The following is a 16,849-nucleotide window of genomic DNA, read 5'->3' on the forward strand; positions in this document are numbered from 1 at the left end:
TTATACTGGCGCTTTGATTAAGTGTATCCATTGCAAGCGATGAAAAGTGATGTGGTGGAAATCGTTTAGTGGAAGGTGGAAATATGGATCACGCGACAATACAGGCACTCACATTACCGTGTCCGACCTGTCATTTTGATGTGCAAAATGAGGGCGGTCGAACCTGCAGTCAGTGCAAAGTTAGCTATGAAAAAACGCCATTTTGCCCAGATTGTAGCCATAAACTAGACGCAATGAAGGCATGCGGGAACGTAGGTTATTACTGCAATCAATGTCGAATGCCAAAATCTAGAGCGGCAATCGTTTGGAAGCTGACTCCCGTTAAATAAAAAAGGGAAAGCGGCCGCTTTCCCTTAAACTTCTCTCTTCCCAGAAACAACTAGTTTGTTTTGTACGCTCGGTCGTAAGCGGCTTGCATTGCGCTAACCACTTTGCTGTAACCCATACGTTCAATGCTTTCTTGATACTTAGGCCAATCCTTCTCGATATCTCGAGAGCCCAGAATCCAAGCTTGCTGCATCTCCACCATATAGTCGCGGATCGTCACCCAGTGCTTGTCATAGATGTCTTTCTCTTTTGTATTCAGCGATACACCCATAAATGGTTCTAGCAAGTAGTCACCCTGATCGTATAGCTCGATGCCTTCAAGTGCGTATTTGTTGGACCATTGCACTTCGTTTTGGTAATCCATCGGGAATCCACGTTGAACCTGAGCACCAATCGCCCACATCTGCGCATTCACTGGTGTATCTGCCTCGAGAACTTCCTTCTTGAACATAGGCTTGCCATCAACTAAATCGTAGTGCTCACCCTCGATACCAAAGTTAGCTAGACGCTTACCTTCTTGAGTAAACCAGAAATCGAAGTATTTAATGGTTTCGATTGGATGCTCATTGGTGTAGGAGATAGCCCAGCCGTCAGGTTTTACTTTTGCGCGGCGGTGTTCTTCAACACGTTGGCCACTAATAGAGGCTGGTGGCGCGAAGGCCTTAAATTGGAAGCCTTCAACTTTATCTGCCAATGAGTCGTTATAGCCAGAGGTCGATGCGAACCAGTCGTGTGTCATACCGCCTAGGTCAGCAGATAATAAGTACTCACGTGAACGGCTACCGCGTGTGAATACTTCGGCGTCAATCAGCCCTTCTTTGTACCATTTTGCTAGGTTTTGGATGCCCACTTTGTAGTTTTCACCGGCGTAACCATGCTTGATTTGACCGTCGACCACATGGAAGTCGTGGAAGACATCAGAGCCAGATGTGCGGCCATCCCATAGTGTGACCAGGCGAACCATCTCTTGCCAGTGACGAGCAAAGAAAGGTACTTCGTCTTTTTTGCCGTTGCCGTTTGGATCTTTATCGCGGAAGGCTTTAAGCACTTCATACATTTCATCGACGTTCTTAGGTGGCTCTAGACCGAGTTTTTCTAACCAGTCATAACGAACAAAGTAGCCACGACCGTACTTACCATCTGGAAGGTAAGGGATGTAATACACGTTGCCATCGGACGCTTTGATTGATGCCCAGATATCTGGATTGGCGTCAAAGAAGGCTTTAATGTTTGGCGCATGTTCTTCAATCAACTTGTTCAGGGGAACAAACGCGCCTTCTGGACCATAGGTGTTTACGTTGTTCTTCATGCTTGAACCACCGACGATATCAGGCAAATCCCCCGATGCGATCAGTAGGTTAAAAGCTTCCTCACTTTTGGTTGTCGCCATGGATGCAACGTTGTTTAGGTGAACGTTTGTTAGACGCGCCGCTTCTTTCTCTACCGGCCAGTCGTTGCTGTAGACAAATTTCTTCTGATGCAGGTGGATGTCGAGTTTGATTGGCTTATCTGCCACTTTGTATGCACCATCTTCCGCTGCGAATGCTGGGGTAGCAAGCGTGGCAGCGATCAGGGTAGACAACGCAGTGATTTTTACATTCATCTTTTGTTTCCTTTCTCGTTATATTGTTTTTGTATTAGGAAGGGTGGGGTTACTCTTTAACCCCACCCAACATAATTCCCTTGTTGAAGTACTTTTGAATAAATGGATAAATCAGAAGTACTGGAATGATTGAGCAAATCATGATGGCCGCACTTACCGTCTCAAAGGAGTAGGCTGAGCTAATCAAAGTACTGGCGAACGTATCGTCGTCGGTAAGTTGAGTGATGATTTGACGCAGATAAACCTGGAGTGGAACCTTACTCTCGTCACGAAGTAGCACCATGGCCCAGAAGAAGCCGTTCCAGCGTGCGACGATGCAGAACAAAGTAACGGTCGCGAGGGCAGGTTTTGCGAGTGGGATGAATACCTTCCAGAGCACTTGGAAGTCATTCGCGCCATCCATTCGCGCGGCTTCTTCAAACGATTTTGGGATCGCTTCGAAAAAGTTACGCAATAGGATGATGTTGAATGCGTTACAGGCGAAACCAATGATGATACCGAAGTAGCTATCAAGTAGTCCCAAGTCACGCATGTTCAAGAAGAACGGAATCATCCCAGCGTTAAACCACATGGTAAAGGCCACTAAGATGTTCCAGTACTTACGGCCTAGTAGTTGTGGTCTAGAAAGCGCGTAAGCGCCCGGGACAATAATCAATAGGCTGACTAAGGTTCCGCCGAAGGTGTAGATAAAGGTGTTTTTATAAGAGATCCAAAAAGCAGGATCGGTAACGACCTTTTCGTATGCCGCAAAGGTAATGTCGACGGGCGTTAGTACAACCTGACCTGCCGTCACCGCATCACCGGCACTTATCGACATAGAAGCGACATAGATGAACGGGTAAAGCGTACTAATCGTAAAGATACCCACGAGGAACATATTCAGATAGACAAACGCCTTATCTCCGCGGGAGTAGAGGTTCATATTCATTGCTTGGCTCATAACTTACTCCATTACCACAGCGATGTTGAAGAGACGCGACGACTGATCTTGTTGGCGGTCATAACCAAAATAAAGGCGATGACAGCGTTGAATAGACCGGCGGCAGCGGCGAGGTCGTACTGAGCAGCTTGAATACCTTGACGGTAAATAAAGGTGCTGATGACGTCTGCGGTTTCGTAAGTTGCTGGCTGATAGAGCATGATGATCATCTCAAAACCAACCTCCAAGATGTTACCGATACGGATGATCAACATGATGATGATCGTCGGTAAGATGCACGGTAGCGTGATCTTCCACATCATTTGCCAGCGCGAAGCGCCATCTACAACTGCGGATTCATAAAGTGATGGGTTAACGCCAGCAATGGCGGCTAGGAATACGATGGAGCTAAAGCCCGCTTCTTGCCAAATACCCGTTCCGACAAAGATTGAACGGAACCATTCCGGTTTGGTCAAGAAGTAAACCGAGTCGTAGCCAAGCGCATTGAGGAACAAGTTCACCACACCTGTAGAGGGTGAAAATGCGGTGATCACGATACCCGCGATGATAACCGCTGAGATAAAGTGCGGCAGATACACAATCGTTTGTGCTGTCCGCTTAAACTTAGCATTAAGAATTTCGTTGAACATTAACGCAAGAATAATCGGCACGGGGAAGCCAAAGATAAGGCTAGCACCACTGATCATGACTGTGTTGCGAATGGCTCGGAGGAACTGGTCGTTTTCGAATAGAGTTACGAAGTGTTCAAAGCCAACCCATGGACTTTCAGTGATACCACGGAACACACTGTAGTCTTTAAAGGCGATCTGCAGGCCGTACATAGGTTTATAGAGGAAGACTAAAAACCAAATTACGGTCGGAGCGAGCAACACATAAAGCTGCCATTCATTTTTGAAGTGATTGATGAGCCACTTTGTTTTCTTCTGCAGTTTACTCTGCGAAGCGGACGATTTAAGTGTCTCACCAGAGTTCTGATGAAGGTTTTCCATAACACATGCTCCGTTTAGTTCACCGCAATACGCTCAAGGGCATTGCCCGTTGATTGGTCAAATACAGTGATGGCATCTTCACGGAAATAGAGTGTCTTCACGTGATCGAGATGATCGATTCGACCATGGGTTTCTGCCTTAACCACAAATGGCTTACCGACAAACTTGGTGTGTAGGAGTGCTTCTGAGCCCAACGTCTCCACAAGGTCAATGTGAACTGGAATGGCACTCGCTTGATCAATAGGTTCGATATCAATGTATTCAGGTCGGATGCCAAGAAGAATGCTCTTGTTGTGCTCAAGACCTTTGACATTTGGCAGCTTGCATTCGATCTCTTCAAACTCAGCGTACCAACCATCTTCATGTAAAGAGGCGCGTGCTTCGATAAGGTTCATTGGTGGTGAGCCAATAAACGTAGCAACGAAGGTGTTCACAGGACTATTGAACAGTTCCATCGGGGTACCGATTTGCTCAATCTTGCCATTACTCATAACGACGATACGGTCTGCGAGTGTCATCGCTTCGACCTGATCGTGGGTAACATAGACGCTGGTGACACCTAGGCGATGGTGTAGGCGTTTGATCTCAGCGCGCATCTGAGTACGTAGTTTGGCATCCAAGTTCGAAAGGGGTTCATCAAATAGGAACACTTTAGGATGGCGAACAATCGCTCGGCCCATGGCAACGCGCTGACGTTGACCACCAGACAGATCGGCAGGACGGCGCTCTAGGAGCTCGGTTAAACCTAAGATTTCCGCAACATCATTAACCGATTTAGTGACTTCATCTTTTGGAACCTTGCGAATTCTTAGACCAAACGCGATGTTTTCGAAAACACTGAGGTGAGGGTAAAGTGCGTAGTTTTGGAACACCATAGCGACGTCGCGGTCTTTTGGTGCTACTTCGTTAACTCGGCGGTCTTCAATATGAATATCACCATCGGTGATCTCTTCTAGACCAGCTAACATTCTTAGTGTCGTTGACTTCCCGCAGCCGGAAGGACCCACTAAAACAATAAACTCCTTCGACTTAACTTCTAAATTAATTCCATGCACGACACTGGTATCGCCATACGCTTTCACGATGTTATTTAACTGAACACCAGACATAACTACTCCTTGTTGCCGATGGGGCAACCAAATAAACTTGGTTCTTTTGTGACTTTCTAAGAAAAAGAAATTATTGCGTGTAGTACTTCAGGCTCTTGAATTGAACCGTTCCAGTACCATCATCCTGATTGTAAACGCCCGCTTTAAAGTAACTTTCTAGATTACTCCAGTAGGAGATGTCGTATTTAGAAAGGCCGTTTATTGCGGCACCATCTTTTTTGATGGTCATTTCATTATTTTGAATTCTTACTTCGAATTTAATCGGTTGCGATTCGAGATGTTGGGTAATATAGATTTTGTCGTAGCTACTACTCGATGCATCGGCATCTTTTTTAATAACAGCCCAAATGCCATTCTCTATATTGTTTCTCTCTCGCAGCCAAACGAGTCTAAGGAGGGGTTTGTTAATGGCATTGCCATTGTTCGTTACGTCGTGGACTTGCATGAAGGTAATTTCGTCCACTGAGCCAGATAGAGGGGAGTCAATAAAGACTTCGCCAATCATTTTGTTAAGGTCGCCATCGTCACTGTACCATTCATAGACTTGGCGTAGCTCAGAGCGTTTGTGGTCGCCAGTAACGGTGAACGTCATCCACTGATTACCAAAATCAGGGACGTGGAAATATTGATTGTATTGACCTGCAAAGTCCCCTTGTTTGATCAGCTTAGTGCTGGTCGGGGCTTGAAGGTAAGAGTCGTCAAGAACTGACTGATATTGTGTGTAAGAGTATGGGGCAGTATCCGCAAAACTAACAAAAGAGACAACAAGTGCTGCAGAGCCTATGTACTTCGATAAAGTATTTGGGTTCATCGTTTTCTTCTCTATTAAATAGATGAAGGAAAATGCCCAGATAACTGGGCATTACTTGTTTTGTTACTGCGATAATTAGAAGCTGTATTTAAGACCTAGACGAGTACGTAGCTGACGCTCGTTTGTTGCAGATGATAGGCCATCGATAGTCCAAAGTTCTAGGTATGGCTGGAAGTCACCAATTTGGTAGCCCGCTTTAATACCTAGATCCCATTCCCAGTTTTTGTCGTTCGCTAGACGAACGTTATCGTAGTTGTGGTTATAGTTTGCTTCGTAGCTCAGTTTTAAATCTTTAAATGCAGAGTCTTTTGCAAATTTGTATGAACCAGTAAGTGTTAACTTACCTTGTTGAATCGTCGCGTTAGTGCGATCTATCTTACCTGCACCACCAGCTAGAGTCGCAGAGCCACCATCTGCATTGAATACTTGGAACTCATGACGGTAACGGAGTGCTGTAGTCAAACCAAAGTCTGCTTTATAACCAACACGGAATTGCGGTTTCCAAGTGGTTTTGTTGCTGCCGAATGTCACTGGCATACCTGGCTGGATGTACCACTTGCCACTTTCACCTACTGCTTTAGTCCAATCTACACTAAACTCAGAGTCTCCACGTGATACGCCTTTCCAAAAATCTTGGCTACCCACTTCATCATCATTAGTTTCACTTTGGAACTTCTGCTCTACGCCAAATGCTAATTTACCGCCGAATGCTTTTGTTGAGTCACTAATTTTAATACGGTGAGCCCAATCTTCAGAATCATGCTTATATTCCGTACGATAATCCAAACTTGTCGCAGCTGCTGAACCAGCCAGTAATACAAGCGCAACACCAAGAGCAGATTGCTTAAGTTTCATACTGATATTTCCCTTATTTGTGTATTTATATTTTCATTTCTTTGTGGAGACAAACGGATACTGTGCCGGCTAGATGTCAGCGCAATAATCGTTTATCACCGTATATAGAGAGGGACTGTGTTTCTTGTTCACTTAATAGCCAATGCTGGGTGTTTTCCCTTTGATTCCCGAAACATCCGACAAAAGCCTATCTCGTGGTAGTCCATTTCATTAATTATTTTGTTATTGAATTAATGTATGACAAATATTAATGGGGTCAGTGGGAACTTTCTGTGAAATGGCTCAATATTTCATTTTAGTTCCCTTGGTTTTTGTTGATATACAGATTTAGCTCACACTTTTTTACATCTGTTCACACTTGGTGCCCCATTTTAGTGTGACCTCATGGGGGAGTGTAATGAGCGAATTCTCTTTATAATGCCATGAATTGTATGGCTTTTATTATTATTGACTGTAAAAATTACTAAAAGATAGCTGAAACGTCGTTTTGAAAAAAGATTCAAACAGCGTCATTTGCTTACTGTTGGTGCAGAGAAAGTGTAAGGCTTGGATGACAAGCGTAACAAAGTTTGATCGGTGTAACTAAGTTGGACTTTTTCTTGGCGAAAAACGATAACCATGTCACGTATGGGTATATTGTATTACAATTATTCCTCGTAACTGAGTATATTGAATTGTAACAACAAGTAAGACAACAAGGATTCACAGATCATGGATTTAAACACAGTTATTGTGGGCGTCTATTTCCTCTTCCTAATGGCAATAGGTTGGATGTTCCGTACATTTACTAATACCACCAGTGATTACTTCCGCGGGGGCGGTAACATGCTTTGGTGGATGGTTGGTGCTACCGCCTTTATGACTCAGTTCAGTGCTTGGACGTTTACGGGTGCAGCAGGTAAAGCCTATAACGATGGTTTTGCAGTCGCCTTTATCTTCCTAGCAAATGCATTTGGTTACTTTATGAACTACGCGTACTTTGCGCCGAAGTTCCGTCAGCTGCGTGTAGTCACCGTTATTGAAGCGATTCGCATGCGTTTTGGTGCAACGAACGAGCAAGTATTTACTTGGTCTTCAATGCCTAACAGTGTCGTATCTGCAGGTGTGTGGCTAAACGCACTAGCAATTATCGCATCAGGCATCTTCGGTTTCGACATGAACCTTACCATTTGGGTAACAGGTCTTGTTGTATTGGCGATGTCAGTAACAGGTGGCTCTTGGGCGGTTATCGCATCTGACTTCATGCAGATGGTTATCATCATGGCGGTAACCGTGACGTGTGCGGTTGTTGCTGTCGTTCAAGGCGGCGGTGTTGGCGAAATCGTTAACAACTTCCCTGTACAAGAAGGTGGTTCATTCCTAGCGGGTAACAACCTAAACTACCTAAGTATCTTCAGCCTATGGGCATTCTTCATCTTTGTTAAGCAGTTCTCTATTACGAACAACATGCTTAACTCATACCGTTACCTAGCGGCGAAAGACTCAAAGAACGCGAAGAAAGCTGCTCTACTAGCGTGTGTGCTGATGCTTTGTGGTGTATTTATCTGGTTTATGCCGTCTTGGTACATCGCTGGTCAAGGTGTTGACCTAGCAGCTGCTTACCCAGAACAAGGTAAAAAAGCGGGTGACTTTGCCTACCTATACTTTGTTCAAGAGTACATGCCAGCAGGTATGGTGGGTCTACTAGTAGCCGCAATGTTTGCAGCAACCATGTCTTCAATGGACTCTGGTCTTAACCGTAACTCAGGTATCTTTGTTAAGAACTTCTATGAGCCGATCATTCGTAAGGGTCAAGCGTCTGAGAAAGAGCTAGTAACGGTTTCTAAGATCACTTCAACAGTATTTGGTTTCGCTATCATCCTAATCGCACAGTTCATCAACTCGCTGAAGGGTCTGAGCTTGTTCGATACCATGATGTATGTGGGTGCCTTGATCGGCTTCCCAATGACAATTCCAGCATTCCTTGGCTTCTTTATCAAGAAAACGCCTGACTGGGCTGGCTGGGGTACGCTAGTCGTTGGTGGTATCGTTTCTTATGTCGTAGGTTTTGTTATCAACGCAGAGATGGTTTCAGCGGCATTCGGCCTAGAAGAGCTAACTAAGCGTGAATGGTCTGATGTGAAAGTAGCGATTGGTCTAATGGCTCACATCTCACTAACAGGTGGCTTCTTCGTACTATCAACGCTGTTCTACAAGCCACTAACTGAGAAACGTCAAGCAGACGTAGACAAGTTCTTCGGTAACCTAGCAACGCCACTTGTATCTGAGTCAGCGGCTCAGAAGAAACTGGACAACAAGCAGCGTCAAATGCTTGGTAAGCTAATCGCGGTAGCAGGTGTTGGTGTGTGTCTAATGGCGCTACTACCTAACCCACTGTGGGGACGCGGAGTGTTCATCTTGTGTGGTGCTATCGTATTCGCAGTCGGTATGCTGCTTGTGAAAGCTGTCGACGAAAGTGTTGAATCGAACATGCAAGAAGTAGAAGCGAAGTAACACAATCAAATAAGAAATAGGAAGGGATCGGGCCTTCCTATTTTTTTATCTAAATTTCAGACAATAAGAATGACAACAACTTTTTACCCTCAGTAAGTTGTCGAGGGCTCCCTCAATCCAATACAAGGAAATAACATGCAACGCAAGTTAATGTATAAGGTTTTGTTGTGTAGTGCCATGACTGCTGCTCCCGGTACTCTATGGGCAGAGTCAATTAATATAACTAACCATGGTTTTGAAAATGGTAATTGGGACGGATGGCAAGATGCCGATCCCTCCTCAATCTCTGGTGATGCCAATACAGGGCTTCACTCTGCAAAAATTTCTGGCTCGGGCGGCAGTTTTAGCCAGTCTGTCTCAGTCAGCTCTAATACCGATTACACCTTATCTGCTTATGTAAAAGGTGGCGGTGAGATCAGTGCTAATGTCGCAGGTTCCGTTTACAGCAAAACGTCTAATTCGAGTAGTTGGTCGAAAGTTGAACTGACATTTAATTCTGGCAGTGCAACATCAATTGAAATTGGTGGTGCTTATTACCAATCTGAAGGAAGGTTTGACGACTTTGTTCTGACAGGTAGCTCATCGTCTGGTGGTAACTGTGAAAGTGGTGATATTACTATCGTTTCAGCAACGGATGATGGAACCAACGATGGCCATTTACCTGGTTGGACGATTGATGGAAGTTTAGCCGATGAATCTCGATGGTCATCAGAAGGTATCGGCAAAACCATTACTTATGATCTCGGGTCATCGACAACAGTAGGACAAGTTAATATCGCCTGGTTTAAAGGCAATAGCCGCAGCTCTTACTTTAGTGTTGATGTGTCAGATGACAACAGCAGTTGGACGCGAGTACTATCAAACCAGACGTCAAGTGGTAACACGACTGGCTTTGAAAATTACCCTGTTACAGAAACGAGTGCTCGTTACGTTCGAATCACTGGGGAAGGCAATTCCGCAAATAACTGGAACAGTATCCTTGAAACAGAAATCCTTGGCTGCTCAGATGGAACGCCTCCTCCAGTAACGCCTCCACCAAGTGATGATTTGGATCCGAATGTCGCACCGTCAGGCAATTTTGATTTGTTGGACTGGACGCTCAGCATCCCAGTAGACACCGACGGTGATGGTAAAGCAGATACTATTAAAGAGAACGAGTTGTCGGCAAGCTACGAAAATAATGAGTTTTTCTTTACTGCAGCTGATGGTGGCATGACCTTTAAAGCACCCGTCGATGGCGCGAAAACGTCGACCAATACGAGTTACACTCGTTCGGAGCTGCGTGAAATGCTGCGTCGCGGCGATACCTCACATAGTACCAAGGGTGTCGGCAAAAATAACTGGGTATTCTCAAGTGCGCCATCGAGTGACCAAACTGCAGCTGGTGGTGTTGATGGTACTTTAGATGCAACGCTTAAAGTAGATCATGTCACGACAACAGGTAGCAGTAGCCAAATTGGACGTGTCATTGTTGGGCAAATACATGCAAATGATGATGAACCGGTTCGAATCTACTATCGTAAACTTCCAGGCAACAGCAAAGGCGCGATATATATTGCACATGAACCAAATGGTGGTTCAGACAGTTGGTACGATATGATCGGTAGCCGATCGAGTAGTGCGAGCAACCCATCAGACGGTATTGAACTCGGCGAGGTCTTTAGCTATCAAATCAAAGTGGTAGGTAATACCTTAACAGTGACGATTATGCGTGAAGGTAAAGCTGATGTTGTTCAAGAAGTCGATATGTCGAGCAGTGGTTATGATGCTGGTGGGCAGTATATGTATTTTAAAGCGGGTGTATATAATCAGAATAACACCGGTGATGCGAATGACTATGTTCAGGCTACGTTCTATAAAGTCGAAAATAAACACCAAGGCTATGCCTATTAACGTTATGAATAAATGATGGAAAACAAAAGCCCGCTTGAAGCGGGCTTTTTTAATGTGTGAGATTTAGTCTCTAGTTGAATAATTTTCGCGCAGCTTTTCGCGCTGACATTTCGTCAGCAATCATAATGGAATCGTATATCTTTTGATATATTTCTAATGTGGTTATCGTCGGTTGAGAAAGTTGATAGTCTTTTGAGTGGAATAAAATATCTAGAATTTTTGCGTATGGAGAAAAAAGCTCGTTATTGGACGCGATGAAGAGAGTTCTGTAGAAGCTACTGAGTAACGGTTTCGAACTGAGTAAGTCGTTCTCTGATTCTCGAATATGGGTTGAAAAGGCTTGAAAAACTCGTGATAGTTGTACACGTTGCTCACCAGTCGCATTCAACGCTGCATCCGCGCAAGCCTCTGGTATCAATAGCTTTTGCATGCGAATGAATTTTGCGATAACGCCTTCCATCTCTGGTAGTTCAGAAAACCATTCATATAACTGTGGGTCTAAGAAATTCCACTCACTTCGAGGAGTAACCTTTGTCCCTGCTTTCTGTTTGGAACATAATAATCCCTTAGATGCGAGAATTTTGAGTGCTTCGCGAACACTATTTCGACTCACAGAGTAATGGCTAGAAAGCTCCATTTCGGTCGGTAGTGAACAATTACTATACTGACCTGTAATGATATTCTTAGCAATTTCACTGGAAATCTTTACGTGAATACTCTCTTTTGTGCTTTCCATGGCTACGTTTATAATTTGTAATTATTTATTTCATATTATCACTTGCTCTAAATAGGTAAATACGATTATGTCGAATATGTGATGTCTACTTAATTTAATATCATTCTGTAAATATAAAAAAGGAACGGTTATATGAAACCGTTCCTTTATAATATTTTTATTAATAGCTTGGCTATTATACGAAGTCTTTACGCATAGGAGTAAAGTTATCGATTAGGATGCCTTCTTTAAGACACTTACAACCATGCATGATGTTTGGCACTTTATAGACAGTGTCACCAGCTTTAACGATCTTAGTCTCGTCACCTACAGTGAACTCGAACTCACCAGAAACCACGTAAGTGATCTGCTCGTGTGGGTGGTTGTGCATTGGCGCAACTGTACCTGTTTCGAAGTGAACTTCTACAGTCATCATGTTTTCGCAGTATGCTAGAACCTTACGACGTAGACCGCCACCCTGATCTTCAAGTACTGAGTCTTTGTTGTATACAAACATTGTCTTTCCTCTAGGTATTCGTTAGACCGCTTCCAGTAGGGCAAGCCTCTGGTTGTGATCATTAAGTAATAGTTGAGATGCCGCTTTTGCTCGCTCAGCATCACCCATCATAATCGCGTCGTAGATAGCCCCGTGTTCATCAAGACAGAATCGTCCGCCGACCGCGGCTTCATCAATAAAGGTCTTGAACAGCGACTCCAAAATATTGGAGAACGGGATATAAAACGGATTTGCGGTCGCTAAAAAAATGGTTTTGTGAAACTCGTGGTCGTTCAACGTCCACGAAGAATAGTTGTGAGTAAACGCCGCATGTTTCATGTTCTGGAAACATACCGACAGCGCTTTACGATGTTCGATTGAAGCATTTCTTGCGGCTAGTGAGCACGCCTCTGGCTCGATCGCTTTTCTTAAACCAAGGAACTGGGTTAAGAATCGTTGAACGTTGTCTGTGTCTTTTACCCAATCTAAAAACTGAGGGTCTAAGAAGTGCCAATGCTGACGAGACATTACATTGGTACCGACTTTAGGCTTTGATGTGATAAGTCCCTTTGCCGATAAAAGCTTGGTTGACTCGCGAAGCGCTGTACGGCTGATACCGAATTTCTCGCAGAGTTCTAACTCGCTCGGGAGTTTTTCACCTGGTTTCAGCTCACCAGTTAGGATCTTAATGGCGATCTCTTTAGCAACCTGAACATGAATTCGACGACTTGAATCTGCTACTGTATGGAACGTGGCCATGTATACACCTTGGGTTGATTAGGGCGCGATTTGTCCGCCGTTAACATCAAGAATCTGACCTGTGATGTAACCAGAGCAGGCATGAGAGGCAAAAAAGGCAAACGTTGGTGCCACTTCTTCAATGGTGCCAAAGCGGCCCATTGGAATACTATTCGCAATATTGCCTTTTAGGTCGTCGCTTTTATCATCGTGGAAGGCGGTATCAATGGTACCAGGAGAAACGATGTTGAAACGGATGCCATCTTTAGTGAACTCTTTTACCCAGTTGCGGTGAATATCGTGCAACCAAGCTTTTGATGCAGCGTACATACCTGCGCCAATGCCGCCACCTTCTCGACCCGCGATTGAGCCAGTACTGATCACACTTGCAGTTTGACCAGATTCCTTTGCTGATTGACGTAGGTGAGGGATGGCATATTTAGTGACCATGAGCGCGCTGCGCGCATTTAGGTTCATCACGTGGTCAAACAGAGCGTCGTCAATGCTTTCCAGCCCTTTGCGACCGCCAAGACCACCTGCGTTGTTAATGAGAACGTCCAACCCGCCAAAGTGAGAGGTATAGGCGTCGATTAAACGTTCGCATTCATCGCTCTTGGTTAAGTCAGCTTGAAAAAAAGCGGCTTCACCACCAAGCTTGTTAAGCTCATCAACTGCTGCTAGTGATTCTGGGGTTACTCGTCGTCCATTGAGACCAACCTTCGCACCATGTTGCGCAAAAAGTCGAGCTGCTGCTAATCCCATCCCTGCGGTGGAACCGGTGATTAGAACGCGTTTTCCTCTGAGATCTTGAAACATCAGTTTAAGCCTTATCATTGGTTTGATTTATTAATCATACAATAGCACTTTAGTGCGTCAATAGGGAATTGGTAGAAATGACAATTCCCATCAATAATTCTAGAAAGATATTGAGAAAAATGTGACATGGAACTCACTAATTAGGCGGTTTTACTCGTAGAAGTGATAGGAAATCACGAAGCAAAAGGCGACTTATATCGAATAAATGCGCTTTGTCACATCTATTCAAACGCGAATGGTGGTAGAATCACTGCTAAAATAATACATAAACACTTTTTGTAAGCGATAATACTATGTCAGGTAAGTTCAGTTCTATTACGGGCTCAAAACGAAGCATCCATGTTCAGGTTGCTCGTGAGATTGCACGTGGCATCCTCTCTGGTGAGTTACCAGAAGGATCTATCATCCCAGGCGAGATGGCGCTATGTGAACAGTTTGGCATTAGCCGAACTGCACTTCGCGAAGCCGTTAAGCTACTAACATCGAAAGGTCTACTAGAGTCTCGACCGAAGATCGGTACGCGCGTCGTTGACCGTGCATACTGGAACTTCCTCGACCCTCAGCTTATTGAGTGGATGGACGGTCTTAACGATGTTGAGCAGTTCTGCGGTCAATTCCTTGGTCTTCGCCGTGCTATTGAGCCAGAAGCGTGTGCACTAGCCGCTAAGTTTGCAACAGCAGAGCAACGTATTGAACTGTCGTCAACCTTCCAAGAAATGGTAGAAGTATCGAAAGAAGAAAACTTCGACCAAGCGAAATGGTTGGACGTTGACACTCGCTTCCATAGCCTTGTTTTCAACGCGACGGGTAACGACTTCTACCTTCCGTTCGGTAACATCTTGACGACGATGTTCTTCAACTTTATTCAGTATTCTTCAGACGGCGGTTCTACCTGTATTAATGAACACCGTGCGATTTATGAAGCGATTATGGCTGGTGACGCAGACAAAGCTCGTGAAGCATCAGCAAGCCACCTACGTGAAGAAAATCACCGTCTTCCGGTAGCAAGTTAACCGGTAACTTTATGTTCCAGATAACATTTTGAATAAAAAGGCAGCGGCGACGCTGCCTTTTTTTGTTTTCACTAGGTCAAACACCAAGATGTGTTGATATAATAATACAAAATAAACCCATTGGAGCCAGTTATGCCGAACGCCTTGCTACCCAATATTACTCAGTTTCTCTGTAATATTGATCCCTTTGATAAGCTTCCGAAAGAGTTAGTTCGTGAAGTCGCCTCTGAGATCAAAATTACCTATTTGGGTAAAGGTGATACGATCGATCCCTGCGGTGAACAGGTAGGCCCGGTGGATGACTCACAGCCTCACATTGAGGGTGAAAGCAAAAAGCACAAATACCTCTATGTAATTCGTACCGGCTCCATGGAGCAGCGACAAGCTGACGGTGTTCTGCGTGCTCGATTAGGCTCTGAAGACCTATTTGGTTTTACCTTTCTAGACGATAACGTAACGTCTGAGAGCGGTTATCATGCGGTGGCGATGGAAAATACACTTCTGTACCTTATTCCACACGCAACGCTTGAGAGAATCTTCAAAACCAATCCTGAGTATGCAGAGCACTTCGCCTCACAGGCTCAAATCCGCTTAAAGTCAGCCCTGGACGTCGTATGGTCGAACAAAGAGAAAGGGTTGTTCATCAAAAAGGTATCGGATGTTGCCAGTGGTGTGATTGCCATTGTTGATGCCTCGACATCCATTAAGGATGTCGCTCATGAGATGCGGATTGTAAAGCGTTCATCGACCGCGGTGATCTGTGATGACGGCAAATTAGTGGGGATCATTACCGATCGAGACATGACAAAGCGTGTGATCGCTGAAGGGTATGATCCAAGCGCGCCGATCAAAGAGGTCATGACGACGGCGCCTCTAACCGTCAGTCCAGATGATCTGGTGTTACACGCGGCTTCGCTTATGATGCAGCATAATGTCCGTGGTCTGCCCGTTGTATCAGAGGGCAAGGTAGTAGGATTGCTGACCACTTCTCATCTGGTTCAAAATCACCGAATGCAGGCTATCTTCCTGATTGAAAAGATTAAATACGCGAATAGTGTCCGCTCTTTGGCGAGCTTTACTACAGAGCGCCAAGCCATTTTTGAAGCCTTGGTTGATGGCAACGTAGCACCAGATATCATCGGACGTGTGATGTCGATGATCATGGATGCGTACAATCGTAGGCTTATTCAGATTGCTATTGATAAGCTTGGTGAGCCGCCTTGTAAGTTCTCTTGGATAGTGGCGGGCTCTCATGCTCGTAATGAAGTGCACATGTTATCAGACCAAGATAATGCACTGGTGCTCAGTGATGATGCAACGGAGAGCGACAAAGTTTATTTCCGCCATCTGTCGCAGTATGTCGCTAATGGTCTTGCTGCATGCGGTTATCCGTTGTGTCCAGGTAAGTTTATGGCTGCTACGCCAAAGTGGTGTCAACCGCTGTCGACTTGGAAACATTACTACAAGAAATGGGTCGCTAACCCAGAATACGAACGCCTTCTCAACATCAGTGTGTTCTTAGAGATTCGCTGTGTTTACGGTGAGGCGAGTTACGCAGAGATTCTGCGCGATGAACTCCACGCCAACATCCGTGCCAACCGCGAATTCCTCGGTATTTTGACTCGTGATGCAATTAATACTCAGCCTCCGCTTGGTGTATTCAACAAACTGGTATTAGAGAAGACCGGAGAGAACAAGAAGACGCTTGATATTAAGAAGTACGCCATCAACCTAATTATCGATTTAGCACGTATCTACGGGCTTGCAGTTGAGTGTGACTCTTCTAATACTGAAGAGCGTTTTACCCGAGCCAATGAGCGTGGCATGTTGAGCGAAGATGCTTACAAGAATATTCTTAACACCTATCAATATATCCTGATGTTTAGACAACATCATCAGCTCGAAGCGCTCAAAAAAGGAGAAGAGCCGGATAACCATATCAATCCGGACTCATTTGGTAGTTTCGAGCGTGGTAATCTAAAAGATGCATTTAGAATTATCTCGTCACTGCAAGAGGCAGCAAAAGTCCGCTTTGCTGGGAGAATGTAATC

Annotated in this window: 15 protein-coding genes; 5 read left to right on the forward strand and 10 right to left on the reverse strand. The window is 44.8% G+C overall.

What is annotated here, in order from left to right:
- Window positions 1-83 precede the first annotated feature (83 nt).
- Window positions 84-329: a YfgJ family double zinc ribbon protein gene (locus AC6I8Y_RS23715; RefSeq protein ID WP_394149952.1), complete on the forward strand. Its 246-nt coding sequence runs from the start codon at window positions 84-86 to the stop codon at window positions 327-329.
- 50 nt (window positions 330-379) lie between these two features.
- Here AC6I8Y_RS23715 and AC6I8Y_RS23720 read toward each other — a convergent pair whose 3' ends face one another.
- The 6 genes from AC6I8Y_RS23720 to AC6I8Y_RS23745 all read right to left on the reverse strand — a co-directional run bounded on the left by AC6I8Y_RS23720 (window position 380) and on the right by AC6I8Y_RS23745 (window position 6,634).
- Window positions 380-1,930: an extracellular solute-binding protein gene (locus tag AC6I8Y_RS23720; RefSeq protein WP_394149953.1), complete on the reverse strand. Its 1,551-nt coding sequence runs from the start codon at window positions 1,928-1,930 to the stop codon at window positions 380-382.
- 49 nt (window positions 1,931-1,979) lie between these two features.
- A complete protein-coding gene (locus AC6I8Y_RS23725; protein ID WP_234497449.1) occupies window positions 1,980-2,870 on the reverse strand; it encodes a carbohydrate ABC transporter permease in 891 nt (296 codons plus the stop codon).
- An 11-nt stretch (window positions 2,871-2,881) separates the two neighbouring features.
- Entirely contained in the window at window positions 2,882-3,859 is a 978-nt protein-coding gene (locus AC6I8Y_RS23730) for an ABC transporter permease (RefSeq protein ID WP_081936006.1), read from the reverse strand.
- Between the two features lie 14 nt (window positions 3,860-3,873).
- Window positions 3,874-4,968, reverse strand: coding sequence for an ABC transporter ATP-binding protein (locus tag AC6I8Y_RS23735; RefSeq protein ID WP_498021958.1), 1,095 nt, complete (start codon window positions 4,966-4,968; stop codon window positions 3,874-3,876).
- Between the two features lie 70 nt (window positions 4,969-5,038).
- Window positions 5,039-5,779 (reverse strand): polysaccharide lyase family 7 protein, encoded by a 741-nt coding sequence (locus tag AC6I8Y_RS23740; RefSeq protein WP_394149955.1) that lies wholly within the window; start codon window positions 5,777-5,779, stop codon window positions 5,039-5,041.
- A 75-nt stretch (window positions 5,780-5,854) separates the two neighbouring features.
- Window positions 5,855-6,634: an oligogalacturonate-specific porin KdgM family protein gene (locus AC6I8Y_RS23745; protein WP_394149956.1), complete on the reverse strand. Its 780-nt coding sequence runs from the start codon at window positions 6,632-6,634 to the stop codon at window positions 5,855-5,857.
- Between the two features lie 711 nt (window positions 6,635-7,345).
- On the opposite strand from AC6I8Y_RS23745, the gene AC6I8Y_RS23750 reads away from it, so the two are divergent.
- Both AC6I8Y_RS23750 and AC6I8Y_RS23755 read left to right on the forward strand, forming a co-directional pair.
- On the forward strand, window positions 7,346-9,127 hold the full coding sequence (locus AC6I8Y_RS23750; RefSeq protein WP_498021961.1) for a sodium:solute symporter family transporter: 1,782 nt from the start codon (window positions 7,346-7,348) through the stop codon (window positions 9,125-9,127).
- 135 nt (window positions 9,128-9,262) lie between these two features.
- Window positions 9,263-11,020 (forward strand): polysaccharide lyase family 7 protein, encoded by a 1,758-nt coding sequence (locus AC6I8Y_RS23755; RefSeq protein ID WP_498021963.1) that lies wholly within the window; start codon window positions 9,263-9,265, stop codon window positions 11,018-11,020.
- Between the two features lie 70 nt (window positions 11,021-11,090).
- On the opposite strand, the gene AC6I8Y_RS23760 is transcribed toward AC6I8Y_RS23755, so the two are convergent.
- The 4 genes from AC6I8Y_RS23760 to AC6I8Y_RS23775 form a co-directional block, all read right to left on the reverse strand.
- Window positions 11,091-11,756 carry a FadR/GntR family transcriptional regulator gene (locus tag AC6I8Y_RS23760; protein WP_394149959.1) on the reverse strand — a complete coding sequence of 222 codons (666 nt, stop codon included), beginning with the start codon at window positions 11,754-11,756 and terminating at the stop codon, window positions 11,091-11,093.
- A gap of 175 nt (window positions 11,757-11,931) precedes the next feature.
- Window positions 11,932-12,252 (reverse strand): cupin domain-containing protein, encoded by a 321-nt coding sequence (locus AC6I8Y_RS23765; RefSeq protein WP_042474678.1) that lies wholly within the window; start codon window positions 12,250-12,252, stop codon window positions 11,932-11,934.
- Between the two features lie 21 nt (window positions 12,253-12,273).
- Window positions 12,274-12,990 carry a FadR/GntR family transcriptional regulator gene (locus AC6I8Y_RS23770; RefSeq protein ID WP_042474675.1) on the reverse strand — a complete coding sequence of 239 codons (717 nt, stop codon included), beginning with the start codon at window positions 12,988-12,990 and terminating at the stop codon, window positions 12,274-12,276.
- An 18-nt stretch (window positions 12,991-13,008) separates the two neighbouring features.
- On the reverse strand, window positions 13,009-13,785 hold the full coding sequence (locus AC6I8Y_RS23775; protein ID WP_498021965.1) for an SDR family NAD(P)-dependent oxidoreductase: 777 nt from the start codon (window positions 13,783-13,785) through the stop codon (window positions 13,009-13,011).
- A gap of 293 nt (window positions 13,786-14,078) precedes the next feature.
- Here AC6I8Y_RS23775 and AC6I8Y_RS23780 point away from each other — a divergent pair, with 293 nt between their 5' ends.
- Window positions 14,079-14,798 carry a FadR/GntR family transcriptional regulator gene (locus AC6I8Y_RS23780; RefSeq protein WP_042474672.1) on the forward strand — a complete coding sequence of 240 codons (720 nt, stop codon included), beginning with the start codon at window positions 14,079-14,081 and terminating at the stop codon, window positions 14,796-14,798.
- 132 nt (window positions 14,799-14,930) lie between these two features.
- Window positions 14,931-16,847, forward strand: a complete 1,917-nt coding sequence (locus tag AC6I8Y_RS23785; RefSeq protein ID WP_498021967.1) for a DUF294 nucleotidyltransferase-like domain-containing protein — start codon at window positions 14,931-14,933, stop codon at window positions 16,845-16,847.
- Window positions 16,848-16,849 lie beyond the last annotated feature (2 nt).

Source organism: Vibrio sp. KUL78 (genome assembly GCF_059725505.1).

Excerpts from the sequence above, each read along its gene's own strand:
- AC6I8Y_RS23775 (WP_498021965.1), bottom strand. The coding sequence starts at position 13,785 with ATGTTTCAAGATCTCAGAGGAAAACGCGTTCTAATCACCGGTTCCACC.
- AC6I8Y_RS23780 (WP_042474672.1), top strand. The coding sequence starts at position 14,079 with ATGTCAGGTAAGTTCAGTTCTATTACGGGCTCAAAACGAAGCATCCAT.
- AC6I8Y_RS23785 (WP_498021967.1), top strand. The coding sequence starts at position 14,931 with ATGCCGAACGCCTTGCTACCCAATATTACTCAGTTTCTCTGTAATATT.
- AC6I8Y_RS23740 (WP_394149955.1), bottom strand. The coding sequence starts at position 5,779 with ATGAACCCAAATACTTTATCGAAGTACATAGGCTCTGCAGCACTTGTT.
- AC6I8Y_RS23735 (WP_498021958.1), bottom strand. The coding sequence starts at position 4,968 with ATGTCTGGTGTTCAGTTAAATAACATCGTGAAAGCGTATGGCGATACC.
- AC6I8Y_RS23770 (WP_042474675.1), bottom strand. The coding sequence starts at position 12,990 with ATGGCCACGTTCCATACAGTAGCAGATTCAAGTCGTCGAATTCATGTT.
- AC6I8Y_RS23745 (WP_394149956.1), bottom strand. The coding sequence starts at position 6,634 with ATGAAACTTAAGCAATCTGCTCTTGGTGTTGCGCTTGTATTACTGGCT.
- AC6I8Y_RS23720 (WP_394149953.1), bottom strand. The coding sequence starts at position 1,930 with ATGAATGTAAAAATCACTGCGTTGTCTACCCTGATCGCTGCCACGCTT.
- AC6I8Y_RS23755 (WP_498021963.1), top strand. The coding sequence starts at position 9,263 with ATGCAACGCAAGTTAATGTATAAGGTTTTGTTGTGTAGTGCCATGACT.
- AC6I8Y_RS23765 (WP_042474678.1), bottom strand. The coding sequence starts at position 12,252 with ATGTTTGTATACAACAAAGACTCAGTACTTGAAGATCAGGGTGGCGGT.
- AC6I8Y_RS23730 (WP_081936006.1), bottom strand. The coding sequence starts at position 3,859 with ATGGAAAACCTTCATCAGAACTCTGGTGAGACACTTAAATCGTCCGCT.
- AC6I8Y_RS23760 (WP_394149959.1), bottom strand. The coding sequence starts at position 11,756 with ATGGAAAGCACAAAAGAGAGTATTCACGTAAAGATTTCCAGTGAAATT.
- AC6I8Y_RS23750 (WP_498021961.1), top strand. The coding sequence starts at position 7,346 with ATGGATTTAAACACAGTTATTGTGGGCGTCTATTTCCTCTTCCTAATG.
- AC6I8Y_RS23725 (WP_234497449.1), bottom strand. The coding sequence starts at position 2,870 with ATGAGCCAAGCAATGAATATGAACCTCTACTCCCGCGGAGATAAGGCG.
- AC6I8Y_RS23715 (WP_394149952.1), top strand. The coding sequence starts at position 84 with ATGGATCACGCGACAATACAGGCACTCACATTACCGTGTCCGACCTGT.